The following is a 16,605-nucleotide window of genomic DNA, read 5'->3' as shown; positions in this document are numbered from 1 at the left end:
CCTGGCGCCAGTAGCGCTACAGTCCCAGCGCCAACAGCATCAGGAAGGCGCCGAACAGCACGAAATGGGTCATGCCCTCGATTGCGTTGGTCTGGCCGTCGTTCAGGTTGATGGCGGCCACCAGCAGGGTGACGAGCATCATCAGGGTCTGCAGCGGCGTCATTGCGATGTCGATGCGCTGCCCGGAAAACAGCGCCAGCGCCTCCATGGCGGGCACGGTCAGGATCACCGTGGACAGCGAAGCCCCCAGCGCGATATTGACGACCGACTGCATGCGATTGGCCAGGGCGGCGCGCAGGGCGGTCAGCATCTCCGGCGCGGCCGAGATGCCGGCCACGATCAGCGCCACCAGGCCGGCGGGCACCGCCATGCCCGCCAGGCCGCGATCGAGGGAATGCGACATCAGCTCGGCCAGCGCGCCTACCGCGGCAATGCCAACCGCCATGACGACGATGGACTGGCGCGGGCTCGGGTAGCCGGAGGGCGGCGACGGCTGGCGGGTCTTCTTGTCCGGATAGCTGTAGCTGAAGAAGTAGCTGTGCGGGCCGGTCTGCATGCGCAGGAACACGCCGTACAGCAACAGCATCGCCACGATGGTGAAGCCGCTGTAGGCGCGCCAGCCTGCCTGGGGCACGAATTCGGGGATGATCATCGACACCGTCACGGCGGTCAGGATCATGACGCTGTAGGTGCGCGCGGAATCGTCGTTGTAGGCCTGCTCGCCGTGCTTGAAGCCGCCGATCAGCGCGGCCACGCCCAGGATGCCATTGATGTCCAGCATGACGGCCGAATAGATGCTGTCGCGCACCAGCGTCGGCGAGCCCGCCTGGGACGAGACGATGGCCAGCACGATCACCTCGACCAGCACCGCCGACAGCGTCAGGATCATGCTGCCATAGGGGTCGCCCAGCCTGCGGGCGATGCGCTCGGCGTGGCGCGCCACGCTCAGCGACGCGGCCAGGATGGCGCCGATCAGCACCGCGCTTTCCAGCAGGCTGGACAGGCGGCCGTAACCGCCCAGGCGGGAATCGAGCGCGAATCCGGCGATCGCGACGGCGCAGGCCAGAAGCAGGAACTTCTCTGACTGCAGAATGGATTTCATCGGGACTGGGGCAGGCCGCAATAGTGCCAGCCTAGCACGGCCGGGCCGCGGGCGGCGCGCGCGGCGGGCACGCGGCTTGCTGGGTCAACGGTTTCGTCGGACCGGAAACAGACCCCATGCCCATCACCCGCGTACCCAGGCGGCCATCATCGTCGAAGCGAGCGTCCTCCGGGCAGGGGGACGGCCGTGGCAATCCCGTCTCCCGTTTCTTCGACCATTTCGCCGCGCATGTGACCCGAGGGGCGGGTTCGCCCGTCGCCTTCGGGCTGGCGTTGATCGCGGTCGTGGTGTGGGGACTTTCCGGTCCGGCGTTCGATTATTCCGAAACCTGGCAGTTGGTCATCAATACCGGCACGACCATCGTCACCTTCCTCATGGTGTTCGTGATCCAGCAGAGCCAGAACAAGGACAGCGAGGCCGTGCACCTGAAGCTGGACGAGTTGCTGATCGCGCTCCAGGGCGCCGACGAGCGGCTGGTCGACGCCGAGCGCCTGGACGAAGACAAGTTGCTGGCGCTGGCGGCGGCCTGCACGGCGCGCGCCCGCACGCAGCGGCGCAAGCGTGCCCGGACCCGGAGGCGGCAATGAGCCATGCCACGCCGACCGTCCGCAAGGGTCAGTACGGCGGCCCGCCGGATCGCGACACCGTTCGCGATCGCTTCGTGCTGCGCTCCTTGCGAGCCATTTCTTCCAAAGACCCGGCTGCCTGCTTGCCGCCGACGCGTCTGCCCCATCCATGACGGCGTCTCCGCGCGGCGCGGTCCGCGGCGCCTGCGGCACGGCGGTTGCTGGAGAGAGCCGGCGGCATCAGCCGCGACCGACCGATCACGCCGCGGCAACCCCGCCGGAAACACACAGGAGTCAACCATGACGCAAAAGACTTTGCAGGATCTGTTCATCCACGAACTGTCGGACATCTACAGCGCCGAGAAGCAACTTACCCGCGCCTTGCCCAAGATGGCGCGCGCGGCCAGCGAGGCCAAGCTCGCCGAGGCCTTCACCGCGCACCTGGAGGAAACCCGGGGCCAGGTGGAACGGATCGACAAGATCGTCGAGGCCACGGGCCTGCGGCTCAAGCGCGTCAAGTGCGCGGCGATGGAGGGCCTGGTGGAAGAGGGCCGCGACGTCATCGAGGAAGTCGAGAAAGGCCCCGTGCTGGATGCCGCGCTGATCGCGTCGGCGCAGAAGGTCGAGCACTACGAGATCGCCAGCTACGGCACGCTGTGCACCTTTGCCAAGCAGCTGGGACATGGCGACGCGCTGGCGCTGCTCAAGGAAACGTTGGCCGAGGAAAAAGCCGCCGATGAAAAGCTGAACACGCTGGCGCTGGAGCAGGCCAATGCCAAGGCGGCGCGGGCCGGCAAGGCCGCGTGATATCGACACGACGATCAGGAGACCGCCATGGGCAATGCCATCACGCATCCGGAGGCGCCAGACCCGGGCCGCAAGGCGCCGGCCCGGCCCGATCAATCGCCCGCCGAGTCGCCCGACCCGCCCGTGCGCGATGAAAAGGCGGACCGGCGCGGCCGCTGGCCGCCCGACAGCCTGCCCAATCCGATGCCGGAAGTCGATCCGCAACAGACGCCGGGCATCGATCGACTCGGCGATACCGGCCGCGAACAGCAAGTATGGGCGCGCAGTGGACGCGCACGCTAGGAAACCGCCATGGACATGTACGCACCGCCGACAGCCATACCCACCCCTTCCGCGCGCCGCGCGCCACACCCCGCGATGGCGGCCGGACGCCCGCCCGCGCGGCGGGCGACCCCGCGCGTGCCGTTGAACGGCTTCTCGCATGTCTTGCCCGCCGCCCTGGCGGCCAGCCTGGAGCGGCGTCTGGCCACGGCCACGCAAGAGGCGTGGGCGCAACGCCTGTGGGCCGGGGACGCCACGCTCTGGAGCGGTGGCGACGAAAGCGAATGGCTGGGCTGGCTGCGGCCTGGCGCCGCCCCGACGGACCTTGGCCGCCTCGCGGCCGCTTGCCGCCGGCTGTGCGTGGCGGGCTTTACCGATACGGTATGGCTGGGCATGGGCGGCGCCACACTGGGCGCCGAGGCGCTGGCGCACATCCTGGGCGTGGCCGGCGGCGGCTTGCGCCTGCACGTGCTCGATTCCACCGACGTGGCGCAGATCCTGGCGCTGCAGGCGCGGCTGGACCTGACCCGCACGCTCTTCGTGGTCGCCAGCAAATCTGGCACTACGTTGGAGTCCGGCATGCTGGCCGCCTACTTCCAGCAGTGCGTGGCGCGGCGGCTGGGCCGGCAGGAAGCCGCCCGCCGCTTCGTCGCCATCACCGACCCCGGCACGCCGCTGCATGCGCGCGCGCTGCAGGAGGGCTACGCGGCGATCTTCCTGGGCAATCCCGCCGTGGGCGGCCGCTATTCGGTGCTTTCCGCGTTCGGCCTGGCGGCGGCGGCGCTGCTGGGACATGATCCGGCCCGCCTGTTGCGCGCCACCCAGCCCATGCGCCGCGCCTGTTCCGCGCGCCGCGACCCGAGGCGCAATCCCGGCCTGGTGCTGGGCGCGCTGCTGGGCGAGGCGGCGCTTGCCGGCCACGACAAGGTCACCTTGCTGGCCGACCCGGGTCTGGAAGCGCTGGCCTGCTGGCTGGAGCAACTGCTGGCCGAATCCACCGGCAAGGACGGCAAGGGCCTGATTCCGATCGCCCAGGAACCCCTGGCCGAGCCGGCGGACTATGGCCGCGACCGGCTCTTCGTCCACCTGTCCAACGGGCAATCCGCCGGGCTGGAGGCCAGGGTGCGGCAATTGGCCGCCGCAGGCCATCCCGTGGTGACCTGCCACAGCGGCGCGGCGTTATCGGTGGGGCAGGAATTCTTCCGCTGGCAGGCGGCCACCGCCATCGCCGCCGCCGTGCTGGGCGTCAATCCCTTTGACCAGCCCGACGTCGAGGCCAGCAAGGCGCGCGCGCGCAGCCTGGCGGCGGCGCCGGACGGCACGGCCGGCGCGCAGACGTGCGCATTGCTGCGGGTGCAAGGGCCGCTGGCCTTCCACGGCGCGCCCACGGCGGCGCCGGCGTCGTTCGCGCGGCTGGCGGCGCACCTGGACGCGGGCGGCTACGTGGCGCTGCTGGCGTATTTGCCGCGCGACGCAGACTGCGAACGCTGGTTGGCATCGGCGCGCGACTGCGTGCGTGGCGGCACCGGCGCGGCCACGGTGGGCGGCTTTGGTCCGCGTTACCTGCATTCCTGCGGGCAACTGCACAAGGGGGGAACCGCGGGCGGCGTGTTCCTGTTCATCACCGCCGATGCGCCGCAAGCGCTGGCCGCGCCGGGCCATGGCGCAAGCTTTGGCGCCACGCAGGTCGCCCAGGCGCGCGCCGACATGGAAGAACTGATGGCGCGAGGCCGGCAATGCCTGCGCATCCACATTTCGGGGGATCTCGACGCCGGCCTGGCGCGGCTTGCCGCGCTGCTGCGCCAGGACCTGGCTCACGGCGCGGGCGTCCGCGCCGCCTGAGGCAATTTGCCCGAGGCGCTTTACCCGATGTTCCTCACACCCGATGCCCCCCACCTCAGGCCGTGCACCGCCCGGCCGCGTCCGGCCCGGACCGGGCCGTCCCTTATTGGAGATATCCCATGAAGCTTTCCCGACGCATCATCAGCGCCGCCGCGCTCGGCGCCCTGGCCACCGCCTCCGCATGGGCCCAGGGCACACAGCCGGACGGCAATGCGACGCCGCCCGCGACCACCGCGCCGGCCCCCAAGCCAATGCCCAAGGCGCAGCCCGGGCAGGCGAACCCGCAGCCGCAACCCAAGGCGCAACCGGGACAAGGCGATTCGCGCGCCGTGCCCAAGTCGCAGTCGCCGCAAGGCGAGCCGCGTCCGGCCAAGGATGACCGTCCGGCCCGGCGCCTGGAAGGCGAAGGCGGCACCGATAGCCGCGGCCCGGCGCGTGGCCAGGGCGGCACGGGCTCCACGGGGCAGGGCGGCATGCCGGGCTCCGGCGCGTCGGCCGGTTCCGGTGGCACCACCGACACGCGCTGACGCAGCGCCGGGCGGCGGCGCGGAACTCACGCCGCCGCTTCCTCCCCGTGCGCCGCGCGCCGTGCCAGGTGCAGGATGCTTTCGGGCAGCGCCAGCGCGATATCGGCGGCCTGCAGGTCGCGCATCACGCCCAGGTAGATGGCCTGTTGCAGATCCATGTAGCGGTTGTAGTCGGCGCTCATGACGTAATACACCGCCTCGAATTCCAGCGCACTCTCGCCCAGCCGCGCCAGGTGGGCGCGGTCGTAGCGGGTGTCCGGCTGTTCCTCGATGCGCGCGCGGATGATGGCGGGGATGGCGGCCACCTGGTCGACCGGGGTGCGATACGCCACCCGGATCGAGAACACAATGCGCCGTTGCTGCATGCGCTTGTAGTTCTGGATTGTCTGTTTGAGCAGCTCGGTGTTCGAGCACACGATCTGTTCGCCGCCCAGGCTGCGGATGCGGGTGGTCTTGAGGCCGACGTGCTCGATGCTGCCGGCCACGGCGCCGAAGACGATGAAATCGCCGGCCTCGAATGGCTTGTCCAACCCGATCGAGATCGACGCGAACAGATCGCTCAGGATGGTCTGCACCGCCAACGCCACCGCCACGCCGCCGATGCCCAGGCTGGCGACCAGCGCGGTGATGTTCACGCCCACGTTGTCCAGCATGGCCAGCAGCACGATCACCCAGACCAGCGCCCGCAGCAGGAACGACAGCAGCGTGGCGGTGATGGAGCCGGTGCGCCCGCGCGCCGCCACGGCGTGGGCCAGGCCCACGTCGATGCCGCGATCCAGCCACAGCGCCAGTTGCAGCGCGATCAGGACGAACCACAGGTGGCCCGGGCCGGCGCGGCCGGGCAGCGGCGCGCCCACCAGGTCCGCCGCCAGCAGCAGCGAGGCCAGCGCCAGGATCACCCAGTTGGTGCGCAGCAGGATGCGCGACGCCGCGCCGGCGATCCCCTGGCCGGGGGGGCGTGCCAGGCGATCCAGGCGCGCCCGCGCCAGGCGCAGGACCAGCATCAGCAGGCCGCACAGCGCGGCGCCTGTCGCCAGCGCCGCGAGCCACAGCGCGACGGGATGATCGGCGAGCAGGGCGGAGAAGGAAAACCAGGGGGAGGGCATGTCGTCTCCGGGGGAAGGGGATGCCGCTATGCAGCAATCGCCGTGCCGTGCGTTCGCCGCCCGCCTGGCGCTCGGGCTTGGGGATCGCCGCTGCGGTGGTCAGTCAAAGGGCGGCACCGGAGTCGCATTGAAAGGCGCGCACGTATGGCAGACCAGCATCGGTCGGCATTGGAACAGCCAGCGCCATCGCGGCGCCGGGCGCGCGCGGCAAGCCCTGACTTGGCTGGTCCGGCCGTCCCACCCTGGCGCCGGGCTCGGCGGGTCTTTCGTCTGGAGGTGTCAGAAGGCGAGCAGGCGCGAGGCCAGGTTCAGCAGCGCCAGCAGCACCGCGCCCATCGCCCATAACAGCAGGGCCAGCCACAGGCCGATGGACAGCCTGCGCAGCCGGTGTGAGGGCGTCTGCGAGGACGCCGGCCGCGGCGATCGGTCTGTCTCCTGGAGGCGCTCGGCATTGGCGGCGGGACCGGGGATCGGGGCGGCGGGCGGGCTCAACGAAACCGCCGCGTTGCCGATCAGGGTGGTGGATGCAGCCGGCTCGGGAATGATCATGGCATTTCCTGTGTTCAGGACCGGGTTCAGCGCGAGGTGTTCCAGACGGACGCCTGCCGATACTGTTCCGCGCGCGCCAGCGTGCGATAGAAATCGGCGCCCGCGCAGATCAGCGTTTCCATTTCCCGCGCCGTCAACTTGTGGCGCAAGGCCGCCACGCATTGCGCATAGTCGGCCAGCACCTCCGGCCAGTCGGTGACCTGCCTGTCGGTAACCGAGGTGGCCAGCATGCGGGCCAGCAGTTCATCGCCGTCCATCATGGGCCTGCCGCGAAGGGCGGTACGGCCGGCTTCGGCGGTCTCAGCGGCGCATATCTGCCCATCATCATGGCTTGTCCATGCCTTGCTTGAGCGTCCCGGCCATCCGCAGGTGTTGCCGCAGCGTGGGCAAGGTCTGGATGGCGAACTGCCTGATGTCAGGATCCTTGACGTCGTTCGAGGCCTTCTCGAACAGGGCCACGGCATCTTCATGCGCGCCCACGGCGATTTCCTCGGCGTAGGCCTTGTCAAAACCCTCGTCGCGCAGGCCCAATGCCTTCAAGCGGGCCTTCTGCGTCAGCGAAGGTTCCGTGGGCACGTCATAGCCTTTGCCGTGCGCCAGCGCGGCCAATTGCTGCCCCGCCTTGCCGTGCTCATCGATCATCTTTTGCGCGAACGCTTTCAGGTCGGCGTTGCGGGTCTTTTCCAGCGCCAGCCGGCTTGCCTGGACTTCGAGGTGGCCCGCCTGCGCCGCGCTTTCAAGGAAGTCGCGGTCGCCGCTGTCGAGTTTGGTGGGGGTCGGCGCGGCCTGCGCAATGCCGGCCTGGGGCCCTCCCAGCGCGAACAACAACAGGGACAAGGTGGTGAGATAGCGGATGGACATGGCGTGCTCCCAAGATGGGGTGAAGCGCGTGGCCTGGCGGATGCGGGCCTGGCGCCAATCCCGCAATCCCTGTTCCCGGGACGGGCGCGGGCGGCGGGGGCGACGGGGAAGGGACGCCGGCATCGCATGGCCGCGCGTCCCGGCGCGGTAGCCTCAGGCGTGACCGGTGCCGAGCTGGTGGTACTTTTTACCGATTTCCATCGTGGCCTGGTAAAAGCCCGCCTTGCTGCCGCAGTCGTAGCGGACGCCGTCATACTCGTGGCCGAACACGCGGCGTTCGCGCAGCAGGGCGGCGATGCCGTCGGTCAGCTGGATCTCGCCGCCCACGCCGGCGGCGGTTCGGCGCAGGCAGGCAAAGATCTCCGGCTCCAGCACATAGCGTCCCACCACCGCCAGGTTCGACGGCGCGTCGGCGGGATCCGGCTTCTCGACCATGCCGTTCAGGCGCAGCACGCCATCGGCGACCGGCTCGCCAGCAACGATGCCATATTGGCGGCAGTGCTCGCGGGGAATGCGCTGCAGCGCCAGGGTGCTGCCCTCGAATTCGCGCGCCACCTTGATCATCTCGCCGATGACGGGGAAGGGCGCATCGATCAGGTCATCGGCCAGCAGCACGACGAAGGGTTCGTTACCCACGATCGGTTCGGCGCACAGCACCGCGTGGCCAAGCCCCAGCGGCGTCGACTGGCGCGTGTAGACGCAGTTGACGTGGGCGGGCAGCACGTTGCGGATCGTCTCCAGCAGCGCGACCTTGTTCTTGGCTTCCAGATCGAGCTCCAGCTCGGGCACCCGGTCGAAGTGGTCCTCGATGGCACGCTTGTTGCGCCCGGTGACGAACACCAATTCAGTGATGCCGGCCGCGATCGCTTCTTCGACGGCATACTGGATCAAGGGCTTGTCCACCACGGGCAACATTTCCTTGGGCATGGCCTTGGTGGCGGGCAGAAAGCGGGTGCCGAGTCCGGCGACGGGGAAAACCGCGATTCGGATGGGTTGCATGACGGGTCTCGTTGAGGGCGGGACCCTCATGAAGCAAGGCGCGTGCCCAGGGGGCGGGGACGCGCCGGCGGCGCGGGTACGGGACTTGCTTGCCGGATCCCACTCAGCGAATCCCGTCGCTGCCGGCCGGCTCCGGCCGGCCCGACGCACCAGGAGATATCCATGGCAAGCAAGAAACCCAGCAAGGCCAAGGCCCAGGGCCCTGTCGATACCGCGTTCAACAATACGGACAGCGGCCCCGGCGCGCCGCCCGCCGGCGCCGCCACGCCGGCCATGCGGCGCGCCGCCGCGGTGGCCGAGACCGTGCAGGCCTTGCCGCACCACGTCGACAAGGCCAACGAGTATGGGGAAGAGGGCGCGCGCTGCCCGTACCTGGGCGCCCAGGTCGAGCCGCCCGATGCCGTCGTGGGCGCCAGCACCCTGTCCGAGCGCGAGGGAAACGCCAAGACGGGAGAGGGCGCCGCGCCGGGCGTGAACGCGGTCGATGGCCAGCTCGCGCGGGTGCGCGCCGATGCCCAGGGGCAGGCGTTGACCACGAACCAGGGCGTGCCCGTGAGCGACAACCAGCATTCGCTCAAGGCGGGCTTGCGCGGCCCGGCGTTGCTGAAGGATTTCATCCTGCGCGAAAAAATTACGCACTTCGACCATGAACGCATTCCGGAACGCATCGTGCACGCGCGCGGTTCGGCCGCGCATGGCTATTTCGAATGCTACGAGCCGCTGACGGACCTGACGCGCGCCTCGTTGTTCGCGGAAAAGGGCAAGCGCACGCCGGTCTTCGTGCGGTTTTCGACGGTGGCCGGCGAACGGGGCTCGAAGGACACGGCGCGCGACGTGCGCGGGTTTGCCGTCAAGTTCTATACCGACGAGGGCAATTGGGACCTGGTTGGCAACAATATGCCCGTCTTTTTCATTCAGGACGCCATGAAGTTTCCCGACCTGGTGCATGCCGTCAAGCCCGAGCCGCATCACGGCATGCCGCAGGCGGCCTCGGCGCACGATACCTTCTGGGACTTCGTGTCGCTGATGCCGGAATCGACCCACATGCTGATGTGGCTGATGTCGGACCGCGCCATTCCACGCAGCTACCGCATGATGCAGGGCTTTGGCGTGCACACCTTCCGTTTCGTCAACGAGCGCGGCGAGTCGCGGTTGGTGAAATTCCACTGGAATCCCGTGGCCGGCACGCACTCGCAGGTCTGGGACGAGGCCGTGAAAGTGTCGGGCGCCGATCCGGACTTTCACCGCCGCGACCTGTGGGAAGCCATCGATTCGGGCCATGGCCCGGAATGGGAGCTGGGCGTGCAGGTCTTCACCGAGGAAGAGGCGGAGCGCTTCAGTTTCGATGTGCTCGACGCCACCAAGATCGTGCCCGAGGAACTGGTGCCGGTGCGGCCCATCGGCCGCATGGTGCTGGACCGCAACCCGGACAATTTCTTCGCTGAAACCGAGCAGGTCGCGTTCTGCGCGGCCCACGTGGTGCCGGGCGTCGATTTCACCAACGATCCGTTGCTGGCGGGGCGCATCCATTCCTACGTGGATACGCAGATTTCGCGGCTCGGGGGACCGAATTTCCACGAAATCCCGATCAACGCGCCGCTGGCGCCGGTGCACAACAATCAACGCGACGGCATGCATCGGCAGGCGGTGCATCGCGGGCGCGTGGCCTACGAGCCCAATTCGCTGGCGGGCGGCTGTCCTTTCCAGGCCGGGATGACCGGCTACGTGTCGTTCCCCGAGCCGGTGGCCGGCGATGAATTGCGCGGCCATCCGGAAAAATTCGCCGAGCACTACAACCAGGCGACCCTGTTCTACAACAGCCAGGCGGATTGGGAACAGCGGCACCTGGCGGACGCCTTCGCCTTCGAGCTGAGCAAGGTCACGGTCGCCGCCATCCGCCAGCGCATGGTGGCGTCGCTGCGCAACGTGTCGGATGACCTGGCGCGGACGGTGGCGGACAAGCTGGGCATGGCGCTGCCCGAGCCCATGCCACGGGCCTTGCGTCAGCCGCCCAGCCCGGAAGTCGAACAGTCGCCGTCCTTGTCGCTGACGGCGCGGCCGGGCGAACAAGGCGTCGCCACCCGCAAGGTCGCCATCCTGGTGGCCGAAGGCGTGGATGGCGCCGCCGTGACGACGCTGGCCCAAGCCTTGATCAAGGCCGGCGTCGTGGTGCGCCTGGTCGGCCAGCGCATCGGCCCCGTGGACACCGCCGATGGCGGTTCGCTGGATGCCGACGCATCGCTGGACAACCAGCCGTCCGGGCTGTTCGACGGCGCGGTGGTGCCGTCCGGTGGCGCGGCCAGCGAGCGCTGGCTCGGCGACGGCCGGGCATTGGAGTTCGTGCGCGACAGCTACCGCCATGGCAAAACCTTGCTGGCGCTGGGCGAAGGCGCCGACGTGCTGGAAGCGGCCGGCATCGCGCCGGCGGAAGACGACGGCGGATTGATCATCGGCGAAGCATCGCAGAAGGTCGCGGCGGGATTTCTGGAGGCGTTGGCACGTCATCGCCATCCTGAACGGGAGCGTACGCCGCCGGTCGTTTGAAAATACGCATAATGTATATTATGTAAAGTAAGAAATGGGCCGGTTTCCAGGACCGGCCTGCTTCTTCCCGATTGTTCCGTCGACGTCAGCAACCCTTTTCGACGCCTTTATCCCTTCGCCCCCTGGTTATCCTCCCCTCGGACCGCCGCGTTCAGGCCGCACGAACCAGCAACACCGGCACCGAGGCGGCGCGCACCACGCCTTCCGCGCAACTGCCCAGCAAGGCGCGGTCGACACCGCGACGCCCGTGCGTGCCCATCACGATCAGGTCGGCTGGCCAGCTCCGGGCGATTTCCAAAATGCGCTCCCGCACCGGCAGGCCGAGATCGTCGTACAGCGCGGTCTGCACCACGGCGCCCGCGGCGCTGGCGCGCGCCGCTGCCCGCGCCAGCAACTGGGCGCCGTCCTGGCGCAGCTGGGTGATCAGTTCGCCGGTGTAATAGCCCGCATAGGGATTGAATGCCATTGAAATGGACAGATCGTCCAGGACGTGGATGACGCGCAGTTCGGCATGTGAAAGCCTGGCGAGGCCGATGGCCTCGTCCAGCGCGCGGTCCGACGCGTGGCTGCCGTCGATGGCCACGAGAATGCGCCGATGTTCGGTTGGCATGGCGGTCTCCCGGATCCTGGCGCCCGGCTAGTGCGAAAACAGCACCGGCACGGTCATCGCCGACAGCAAAGAACGCGTGGCGCCGCCCAGTATCCATTGGCGGGCGCGGCTATGTCCGTACGCGCCCATGACGATGAGATCGGCGCCGAAGTCGGCGGCGGCGTCCAGGATGGCATCGCCGATGCCCGCTTCGCGCGCGTCGCGCGTCTCGGATTCCAAGGGCGGAAAGCCGTGGCTGGCGCAGTACGCCGCCAGATCCTCGTAAGCGGCCTGCCGCTCGGGATCTTCCTCGGCGCCTTGCAGCGTCAGGACGCGCAGCGCGACGGCGCTGCGCAGCATGGGCGCGGCGTCGGCCAGCGCCCGCGCCGCCTCGCGGCCCCGGTTCCAGCAATACAGCGCCCGAATGCCGATGGTCTCGAACGTGCCCGCCGTCGGCAGGACGATGACGGGACGTCCGGCGGCAAGCAGGGTCTGCGGCACGAAATCGTCACCGGTGGCCGCTTCGATGTCATAGCCGTTTTCCTGGCTGACGATGACGACATCGGAATAGCGCGCGTGGCGCGCCAGGCAGTCGGCCGGCGCGTCGTCGCCCTGCCGCCAGGAGATCGCCACGCCGGCCTGCGCGGCGGCCTGACTGAACGCCTGCTGCGTGGCCGCGCGCCCTTTCGTATTGATTTCCTTGATGATTTCCATTGAGCGGGCCCACAGGCCGCCCTCGTCGTAGAAATAGCCAGGCTGCATGTGGCTGGCGAAGATGCCGGTGAGATGGGCGTCATGCGCCTTGGCCATCCGCAGGGCGATATCGATACGGCGTCTGCAATCGACGCCATTGTCCAGGTGCACGGCGATACGGCGGAACATGGCGGAGCCTCCAGGAGGATGCGGCGTTGTCCGGCCGGCGGGCGGCGTGCCCGCGGCGCGGGTCGGGATGTTCCGCCATCTTGCGCCGCCGACGGCGTGGGACGTTGACCTTTGTCAACCCCGCCAGCCGGCGAAGCCGATCGGTTGCCGCCGCCACAAGACCGGAAAGAAATCGCGCCGGCTTGACCCGCGTCAATGGCCGGCGGACGCGCGGCGCGATGATGACACCTGCCGCTCCCCTTCCCCGCCAGGAGGTTCCATGAAAAACGTGCTTATCCCGGTCGACGGATCCGCCAATTCGCTGCGTGCCGTGCGCTACATGATCGACCATGTCCGCGAACACGGCGCGTGCAACCTGCATCTGCTGAACGTACAGCCGCCTATCGTCTCCGGCGCGGTGCTGGCGTTCGTGTCCCATGACATGATCCAGCAATACTACGAGGACGAAGCCAGGACGGCGCTCGCCGATGCCAAGGCGGCGCTGGACAAGGCGGGCATCATGTATCAATCGAGCCTGCGCGTGGGCAATGTCGCCGAGTCCATCCAGGCATACGCGGCCGAACACCAGTGCGACCACATCGTGATGGGCTCGCGCGGGCTGGGCGCCGCCGGCAGCCTGATGCTGGGCTCGGTGGCCCTGAAACTGCTGCATGCCGTGCACCTGCCGGTGGTCATGGTGAACTAGCGGCGAGCCCATCATGACAAGCGCGCAGCCCGCACCGCGCCAGGCAGGCGCCCTGCCCGCGCCCGGCCGTCCGGCAAGCCGGCGCCCGTCGCCGCGCGCCGTCATGGCCTGGCACCTCGCGCTGGTCGCCCTGCTGCCGGCGGCCGGCGCGGCGGCGCAGCCTCTCCCGCCGGCCCCCGCCGCGCAAGTGGCCCGCGCCTTCGGCGAGCAGGTCACGCCGACGCTTAGGCCGCCCGCCGACGAACAGGCGCGCTACGGAGAATTGGCGGCGCAGGCCCTGCGGGCGGCCGGCATCACGCCGCTCGGTCCGCAGTTTGTCATCGTGGTGGATCGGGATATCCGGGTGCAGGCGGCGTTGCTGTACTGGCTGGCGCAGCCGCCGCTGTTCCTGGGGGCTACGCCTGTGTCCACCGGCCGGGTCGGCCAGTTCGACCATTTCGAGACGCCCAGGGGCGTTTTCAGCCACACGCTCGCCAACCCCGATTTCCGGGCCGAAGGCACCCGCAACGCCAACGGCATCCTCGGCTATGGGGCCAAGGGCATGCGGGTCTACGACTTCGGCTGGCAGACCGCCAACAAGGGATGGGGCGACCGCGCGCCCGCGACCATGCGCCTGCAGATGCACGCGACCGACCCGTATGTACTGGAACAGCGCCTGGGCACGGCCCAATCGAAAGGCTGCATCCGCATCCCGGCGACATTCAATCGCCTGATCGACCGTCTCGGGCTGCTGGATGCCGACTACGAGCTGGCCGCCGCGCTGGTGACGCCTCCCTGGGTGCTGCTGCGTGACCGCGCGCCGGTGACCGGCGCCGGCCGCTACCTGATCATCGTCGACAGCGGCCGTTCGACGCGTCCGGCATGGGCGGTACCCGCCGCGCCCGCCAAAGGAAAACCGCCATGACCTCCCTGCCCTCCCATGCCGAGGTGCAGCGCCTGCACGCCTACTGGCAGGCCAGCAATTACCTGTGCGCCGGGATGCTGTACCTGCGCGCCAACGCCCTGCTGCGCCAGCCGCTGGCGCCCGCGCACATCAAGCGGCGAATCCTGGGGCACTGGGGCACCTGCCCCGGCCAGACCTTCACACTGACCCACCTGAATCGCCTGATCCGCGAGCACGACCTGGACCTGATGTATGTATGCGGTCCCGGCCACGGCGCCGCCGCGGTGCTGGCCCACGCCTATCTGGACGGCCATTATTCGGAACGCTACCCCGAATGCTCGCGGGACGAAGCCGGCATGACGCGCCTGTTCCAGCGGTTTTCGGCCCCGGGCGGCATCGGGTCGCACTGCTCGCCGCATGTGCCGGGCTCGATCCACGAGGGCGGCGAACTCGGTTACAGCCTCGCGCATGCCTTCGGCGCCGCGTTCGACAATCCTGCGTTGATCGTGGCCGCCATGGTCGGCGACGGCGAGGCCGAAACCGGACCGCTGGCCGCGTCGTGGCAGTCGGCCCGCTTCCTGAACCCGGCGCGCGATGGCGCGGTGCTGCCCATCCTGCACCTGAACGGCTACAAGATCGCCAATCCGTCCCTGCTGGCCCGCATTTCCCACGCCGAACTGCTCGCGCTGTTCGAGGGCCATGGTTATCGCCCCTGTTTTGTCGAAGGCGACGACCCGCCCGCGATGCACCGGAAGATGGCGCGGGCGCTGGAGCAATGCCTGGCCGAGATCCGCGCGATCCAGGCGCGCGCGCGCGGCGGTGAACGGACCCCTATCCGCTGGCCCATGATCGTGCTGCGCACCCCGAAAGGCTGGACCGGGCCGCGCCAGATCGATGGTCACGCGGTGGAGAACTCGTGGCGTTCCCATCAGATCCCGCTGCCCGACCCCGCCGGCCGGCCGCAGGATCTGCGCGCGCTGGAGGCCTGGATGCGAGGCTATCGGCCAGAAGCGTGGTTCGATGCGGATGGCGCGCTGGCGGCCGAACTGCGCGCGCTCGCCCCGGTCGGGGACCGGCGCATCAGCGCCAACCCCCACGCCAATGGCGGCCTGCTGCGGCGCGCGCTGGACCTGCCAAGCCCCGAGGCCTATAGCCAGCCGGTGCGCGCGCCCGCCGCCGCCGATGCCTCGCCCACCCAACTGCTGGGCAATTACCTGCGCGACGTCATGCGGGCCAATGCCGACCGATTCCGCCTGTTCGGGCCGGACGAGACCGCCAGCAACCGCCTGGCGGCGGTCTTCGAGGCCAGCGGCAAGACCTGGATGGCCCGTCTGCTCGATAGCGATGCCGATGGCGGGCACCTGGCGGCCGACGGACGGGTCATGGAGGTCCTGAGCGAACACCTGCTGCAGGGATGGCTTGAGGGATATACGCTGACCGGCAGGCACGGCCTGTTGGCCACCTACGAGGCGTTCGCCCATGTGATCGATTCAATGTTCAACCAGCATGCCAAATGGCTGGACAAGGCGCGCCGGCAAGGCGCCTGGCGCGCGCCGGTGCCGTCGTTGAACCTGCTGCTGACCTCCGTGGTCTGGCGCCAGGACCACAACGGCTTCAGCCACCAGGACCCGGGGTTCCTGGATGTCGCGGCCAACAAGCGTCCCGAGGTGGTTCGCATCTACCTGCCGCCGGATGCCAATTGTCTGTTGAACGTGGCCGCGCACTGCCTGCGCTCGGTCGGCTACGTCAATGTGATCGTGGCGGACAAGCAGCCCCACCCCGTCTACCTGGATGCCAGCGAGGCCGCGCGGCATTGCCAGGCCGGCGCCAGCGCCTGGGACTGGGCCGGCACCCATGTGTCGCACGAGCCGGACGTGGTGCTCGCCTGCGCCGGCGATGTTCCCACGGGGGAAGCGCTGGCGGCGGTGGCGCTGTTGTCGTCGCGGTTCGGCGGCCTGAAGATCCGCTTTGTCAACGTGGTCGACCTGTTCGCCCTGGCGCCGCCGACGGTTCATCCGCACGGCCTGACCGACGAGGCGTTCGACGCCCTCTTCACGCGCGACAAGCCGGTGATCTTTAATTTCCATGGCTATCCGGCCCTGATCCACCGGCTGTGTTATCAGCGCCGCAACCACGTCAATTTCCACGTGCATGGCTACCGCGAACAGGGCGATGTCAATACGCCCTTCGAACTGGCCGTGCTCAATGGCATCGATCGCTACAGCCTGGCGATCGACGTGCTGGCCCGCGTGCCGCGCCTGCGCCACTGCGGCGCCGCCGTCCGCGAGCAGTGGCTGGCAAGGCGCGACCAGCAGGTGGCGCAGGCACGCGCCGAAGGCATCGACAGCGACGACATCCGCGACGGCAGATGGCCGACTTACGAGGCGCGGCGCGATTGATGC

General features: G+C 69.1%; 18 protein-coding genes. 10 read left to right on the top strand and 8 right to left on the bottom strand.

Annotated features, from left to right (window positions below; translation table 11 throughout):
- Nucleotides 1-16: 16 nt before the first annotated feature.
- Entirely contained in the window at nt 17-1,102 is a 1,086-nt protein-coding gene (locus HV742_RS17365) for a calcium:cation antiporter (RefSeq protein WP_175145974.1), read from the bottom strand.
- A 116-nt stretch (nt 1,103-1,218) separates the two neighbouring features.
- On the opposite strand from HV742_RS17365, the gene HV742_RS17360 reads away from it, so the two are divergent.
- From HV742_RS17360 to HV742_RS17335, 6 genes are all read left to right on the top strand, one after another.
- Nucleotides 1,219-1,689, top strand: coding sequence for a low affinity iron permease family protein (locus HV742_RS17360; protein WP_081330470.1), 471 nt, complete (start codon nt 1,219-1,221; stop codon nt 1,687-1,689).
- On the top strand, nt 1,686-1,841 hold the full coding sequence (locus HV742_RS17355) for a hypothetical protein (protein ID WP_175145973.1): 156 nt from the start codon (nt 1,686-1,688) through the stop codon (nt 1,839-1,841). The genes HV742_RS17360 and HV742_RS17355 overlap by 4 nt, the downstream gene beginning before the upstream one ends.
- A gap of 127 nt (nt 1,842-1,968) precedes the next feature.
- Complete coding sequence (locus tag HV742_RS17350) at nt 1,969-2,475, top strand: ferritin-like domain-containing protein (RefSeq protein WP_054418177.1); 507 nt, start codon at nt 1,969-1,971, stop codon at nt 2,473-2,475.
- Between the two features lie 27 nt (nt 2,476-2,502).
- Entirely contained in the window at nt 2,503-2,757 is a 255-nt protein-coding gene (locus HV742_RS17345; protein ID WP_175145972.1) for a hypothetical protein, read from the top strand.
- Between the two features lie 117 nt (nt 2,758-2,874).
- Nucleotides 2,875-4,578, top strand: coding sequence for a phosphoglucose isomerase-related protein (locus tag HV742_RS17340; protein WP_175145971.1), 1,704 nt, complete (start codon nt 2,875-2,877; stop codon nt 4,576-4,578).
- Nucleotides 4,579-4,697: 119 nt separating this feature from the next.
- Nucleotides 4,698-5,105 (top strand): hypothetical protein, encoded by a 408-nt coding sequence (locus HV742_RS17335; RefSeq protein ID WP_175145970.1) that lies wholly within the window; start codon nt 4,698-4,700, stop codon nt 5,103-5,105.
- Nucleotides 5,106-5,131: 26 nt separating this feature from the next.
- On the opposite strand, the gene HV742_RS17330 is transcribed toward HV742_RS17335, so the two are convergent.
- The 5 genes from HV742_RS17330 to galU all read right to left on the bottom strand — a co-directional run bounded on the left by HV742_RS17330 (nt 5,132) and on the right by galU (nt 8,620).
- A complete protein-coding gene (locus tag HV742_RS17330; RefSeq protein WP_059270477.1) occupies nt 5,132-6,211 on the bottom strand; it encodes a mechanosensitive ion channel family protein in 1,080 nt (359 codons plus the stop codon).
- Nucleotides 6,212-6,490: 279 nt separating this feature from the next.
- The gene (locus tag HV742_RS17325; protein ID WP_175145969.1) at nt 6,491-6,760 is read right to left on the bottom strand and encodes a hypothetical protein; all 270 of its coding nucleotides are present in this window, start codon (nt 6,758-6,760) and stop codon (nt 6,491-6,493) included.
- Nucleotides 6,761-6,786: 26 nt separating this feature from the next.
- Complete coding sequence (locus HV742_RS17320) at nt 6,787-7,020, bottom strand: DNA-3-methyladenine glycosylase (RefSeq protein ID WP_232732953.1); 234 nt, start codon at nt 7,018-7,020, stop codon at nt 6,787-6,789.
- A gap of 64 nt (nt 7,021-7,084) precedes the next feature.
- A complete protein-coding gene (locus tag HV742_RS17315) occupies nt 7,085-7,621 on the bottom strand; it encodes a DUF4142 domain-containing protein (RefSeq protein ID WP_175145968.1) in 537 nt (178 codons plus the stop codon).
- 153 nt (nt 7,622-7,774) lie between these two features.
- Entirely contained in the window at nt 7,775-8,620 is an 846-nt protein-coding gene (galU, locus tag HV742_RS17310; protein ID WP_054418164.1) for a UTP--glucose-1-phosphate uridylyltransferase GalU, read from the bottom strand.
- Between the two features lie 162 nt (nt 8,621-8,782).
- Here galU and HV742_RS17305 point away from each other — a divergent pair, with 162 nt between their 5' ends.
- A complete protein-coding gene (locus tag HV742_RS17305; RefSeq protein WP_175145967.1) occupies nt 8,783-11,164 on the top strand; it encodes a catalase in 2,382 nt (793 codons plus the stop codon).
- 151 nt (nt 11,165-11,315) lie between these two features.
- Here the strand turns inward: HV742_RS17305 and HV742_RS17300 are convergent, their stop codons facing one another.
- Nucleotides 11,316-11,774, bottom strand: a complete 459-nt coding sequence (locus tag HV742_RS17300) for a universal stress protein (RefSeq protein ID WP_068952729.1) — start codon at nt 11,772-11,774, stop codon at nt 11,316-11,318.
- A gap of 27 nt (nt 11,775-11,801) precedes the next feature.
- Nucleotides 11,802-12,635, bottom strand: a complete 834-nt coding sequence (locus HV742_RS17295) for a universal stress protein (protein WP_059270481.1) — start codon at nt 12,633-12,635, stop codon at nt 11,802-11,804.
- A 259-nt stretch (nt 12,636-12,894) separates the two neighbouring features.
- Here HV742_RS17295 and HV742_RS17290 point away from each other — a divergent pair, with 259 nt between their 5' ends.
- The 3 genes from HV742_RS17290 (at nt 12,895) to HV742_RS17280 (ending at nt 16,602) form a co-directional block, all read left to right on the top strand.
- Nucleotides 12,895-13,320 (top strand): universal stress protein, encoded by a 426-nt coding sequence (locus tag HV742_RS17290; RefSeq protein WP_175145966.1) that lies wholly within the window; start codon nt 12,895-12,897, stop codon nt 13,318-13,320.
- Between the two features lie 103 nt (nt 13,321-13,423).
- A complete protein-coding gene (locus tag HV742_RS17285) occupies nt 13,424-14,224 on the top strand; it encodes a L,D-transpeptidase (protein ID WP_175145965.1) in 801 nt (266 codons plus the stop codon).
- A complete protein-coding gene (locus HV742_RS17280; RefSeq protein WP_254601154.1) occupies nt 14,221-16,602 on the top strand; it encodes a phosphoketolase family protein in 2,382 nt (793 codons plus the stop codon). The genes HV742_RS17285 and HV742_RS17280 overlap by 4 nt, the downstream gene beginning before the upstream one ends.
- Nucleotides 16,603-16,605 lie beyond the last annotated feature (3 nt).

Source organism: Achromobacter ruhlandii, from assembly GCF_902859695.1.
Lineage (GTDB): Bacteria > Pseudomonadota > Gammaproteobacteria > Burkholderiales > Burkholderiaceae_B > Achromobacter > Achromobacter ruhlandii.
Note: the sequence above shows the minus strand (reverse complement) of the source record. Positions and strands in the feature narration are given on the sequence as shown.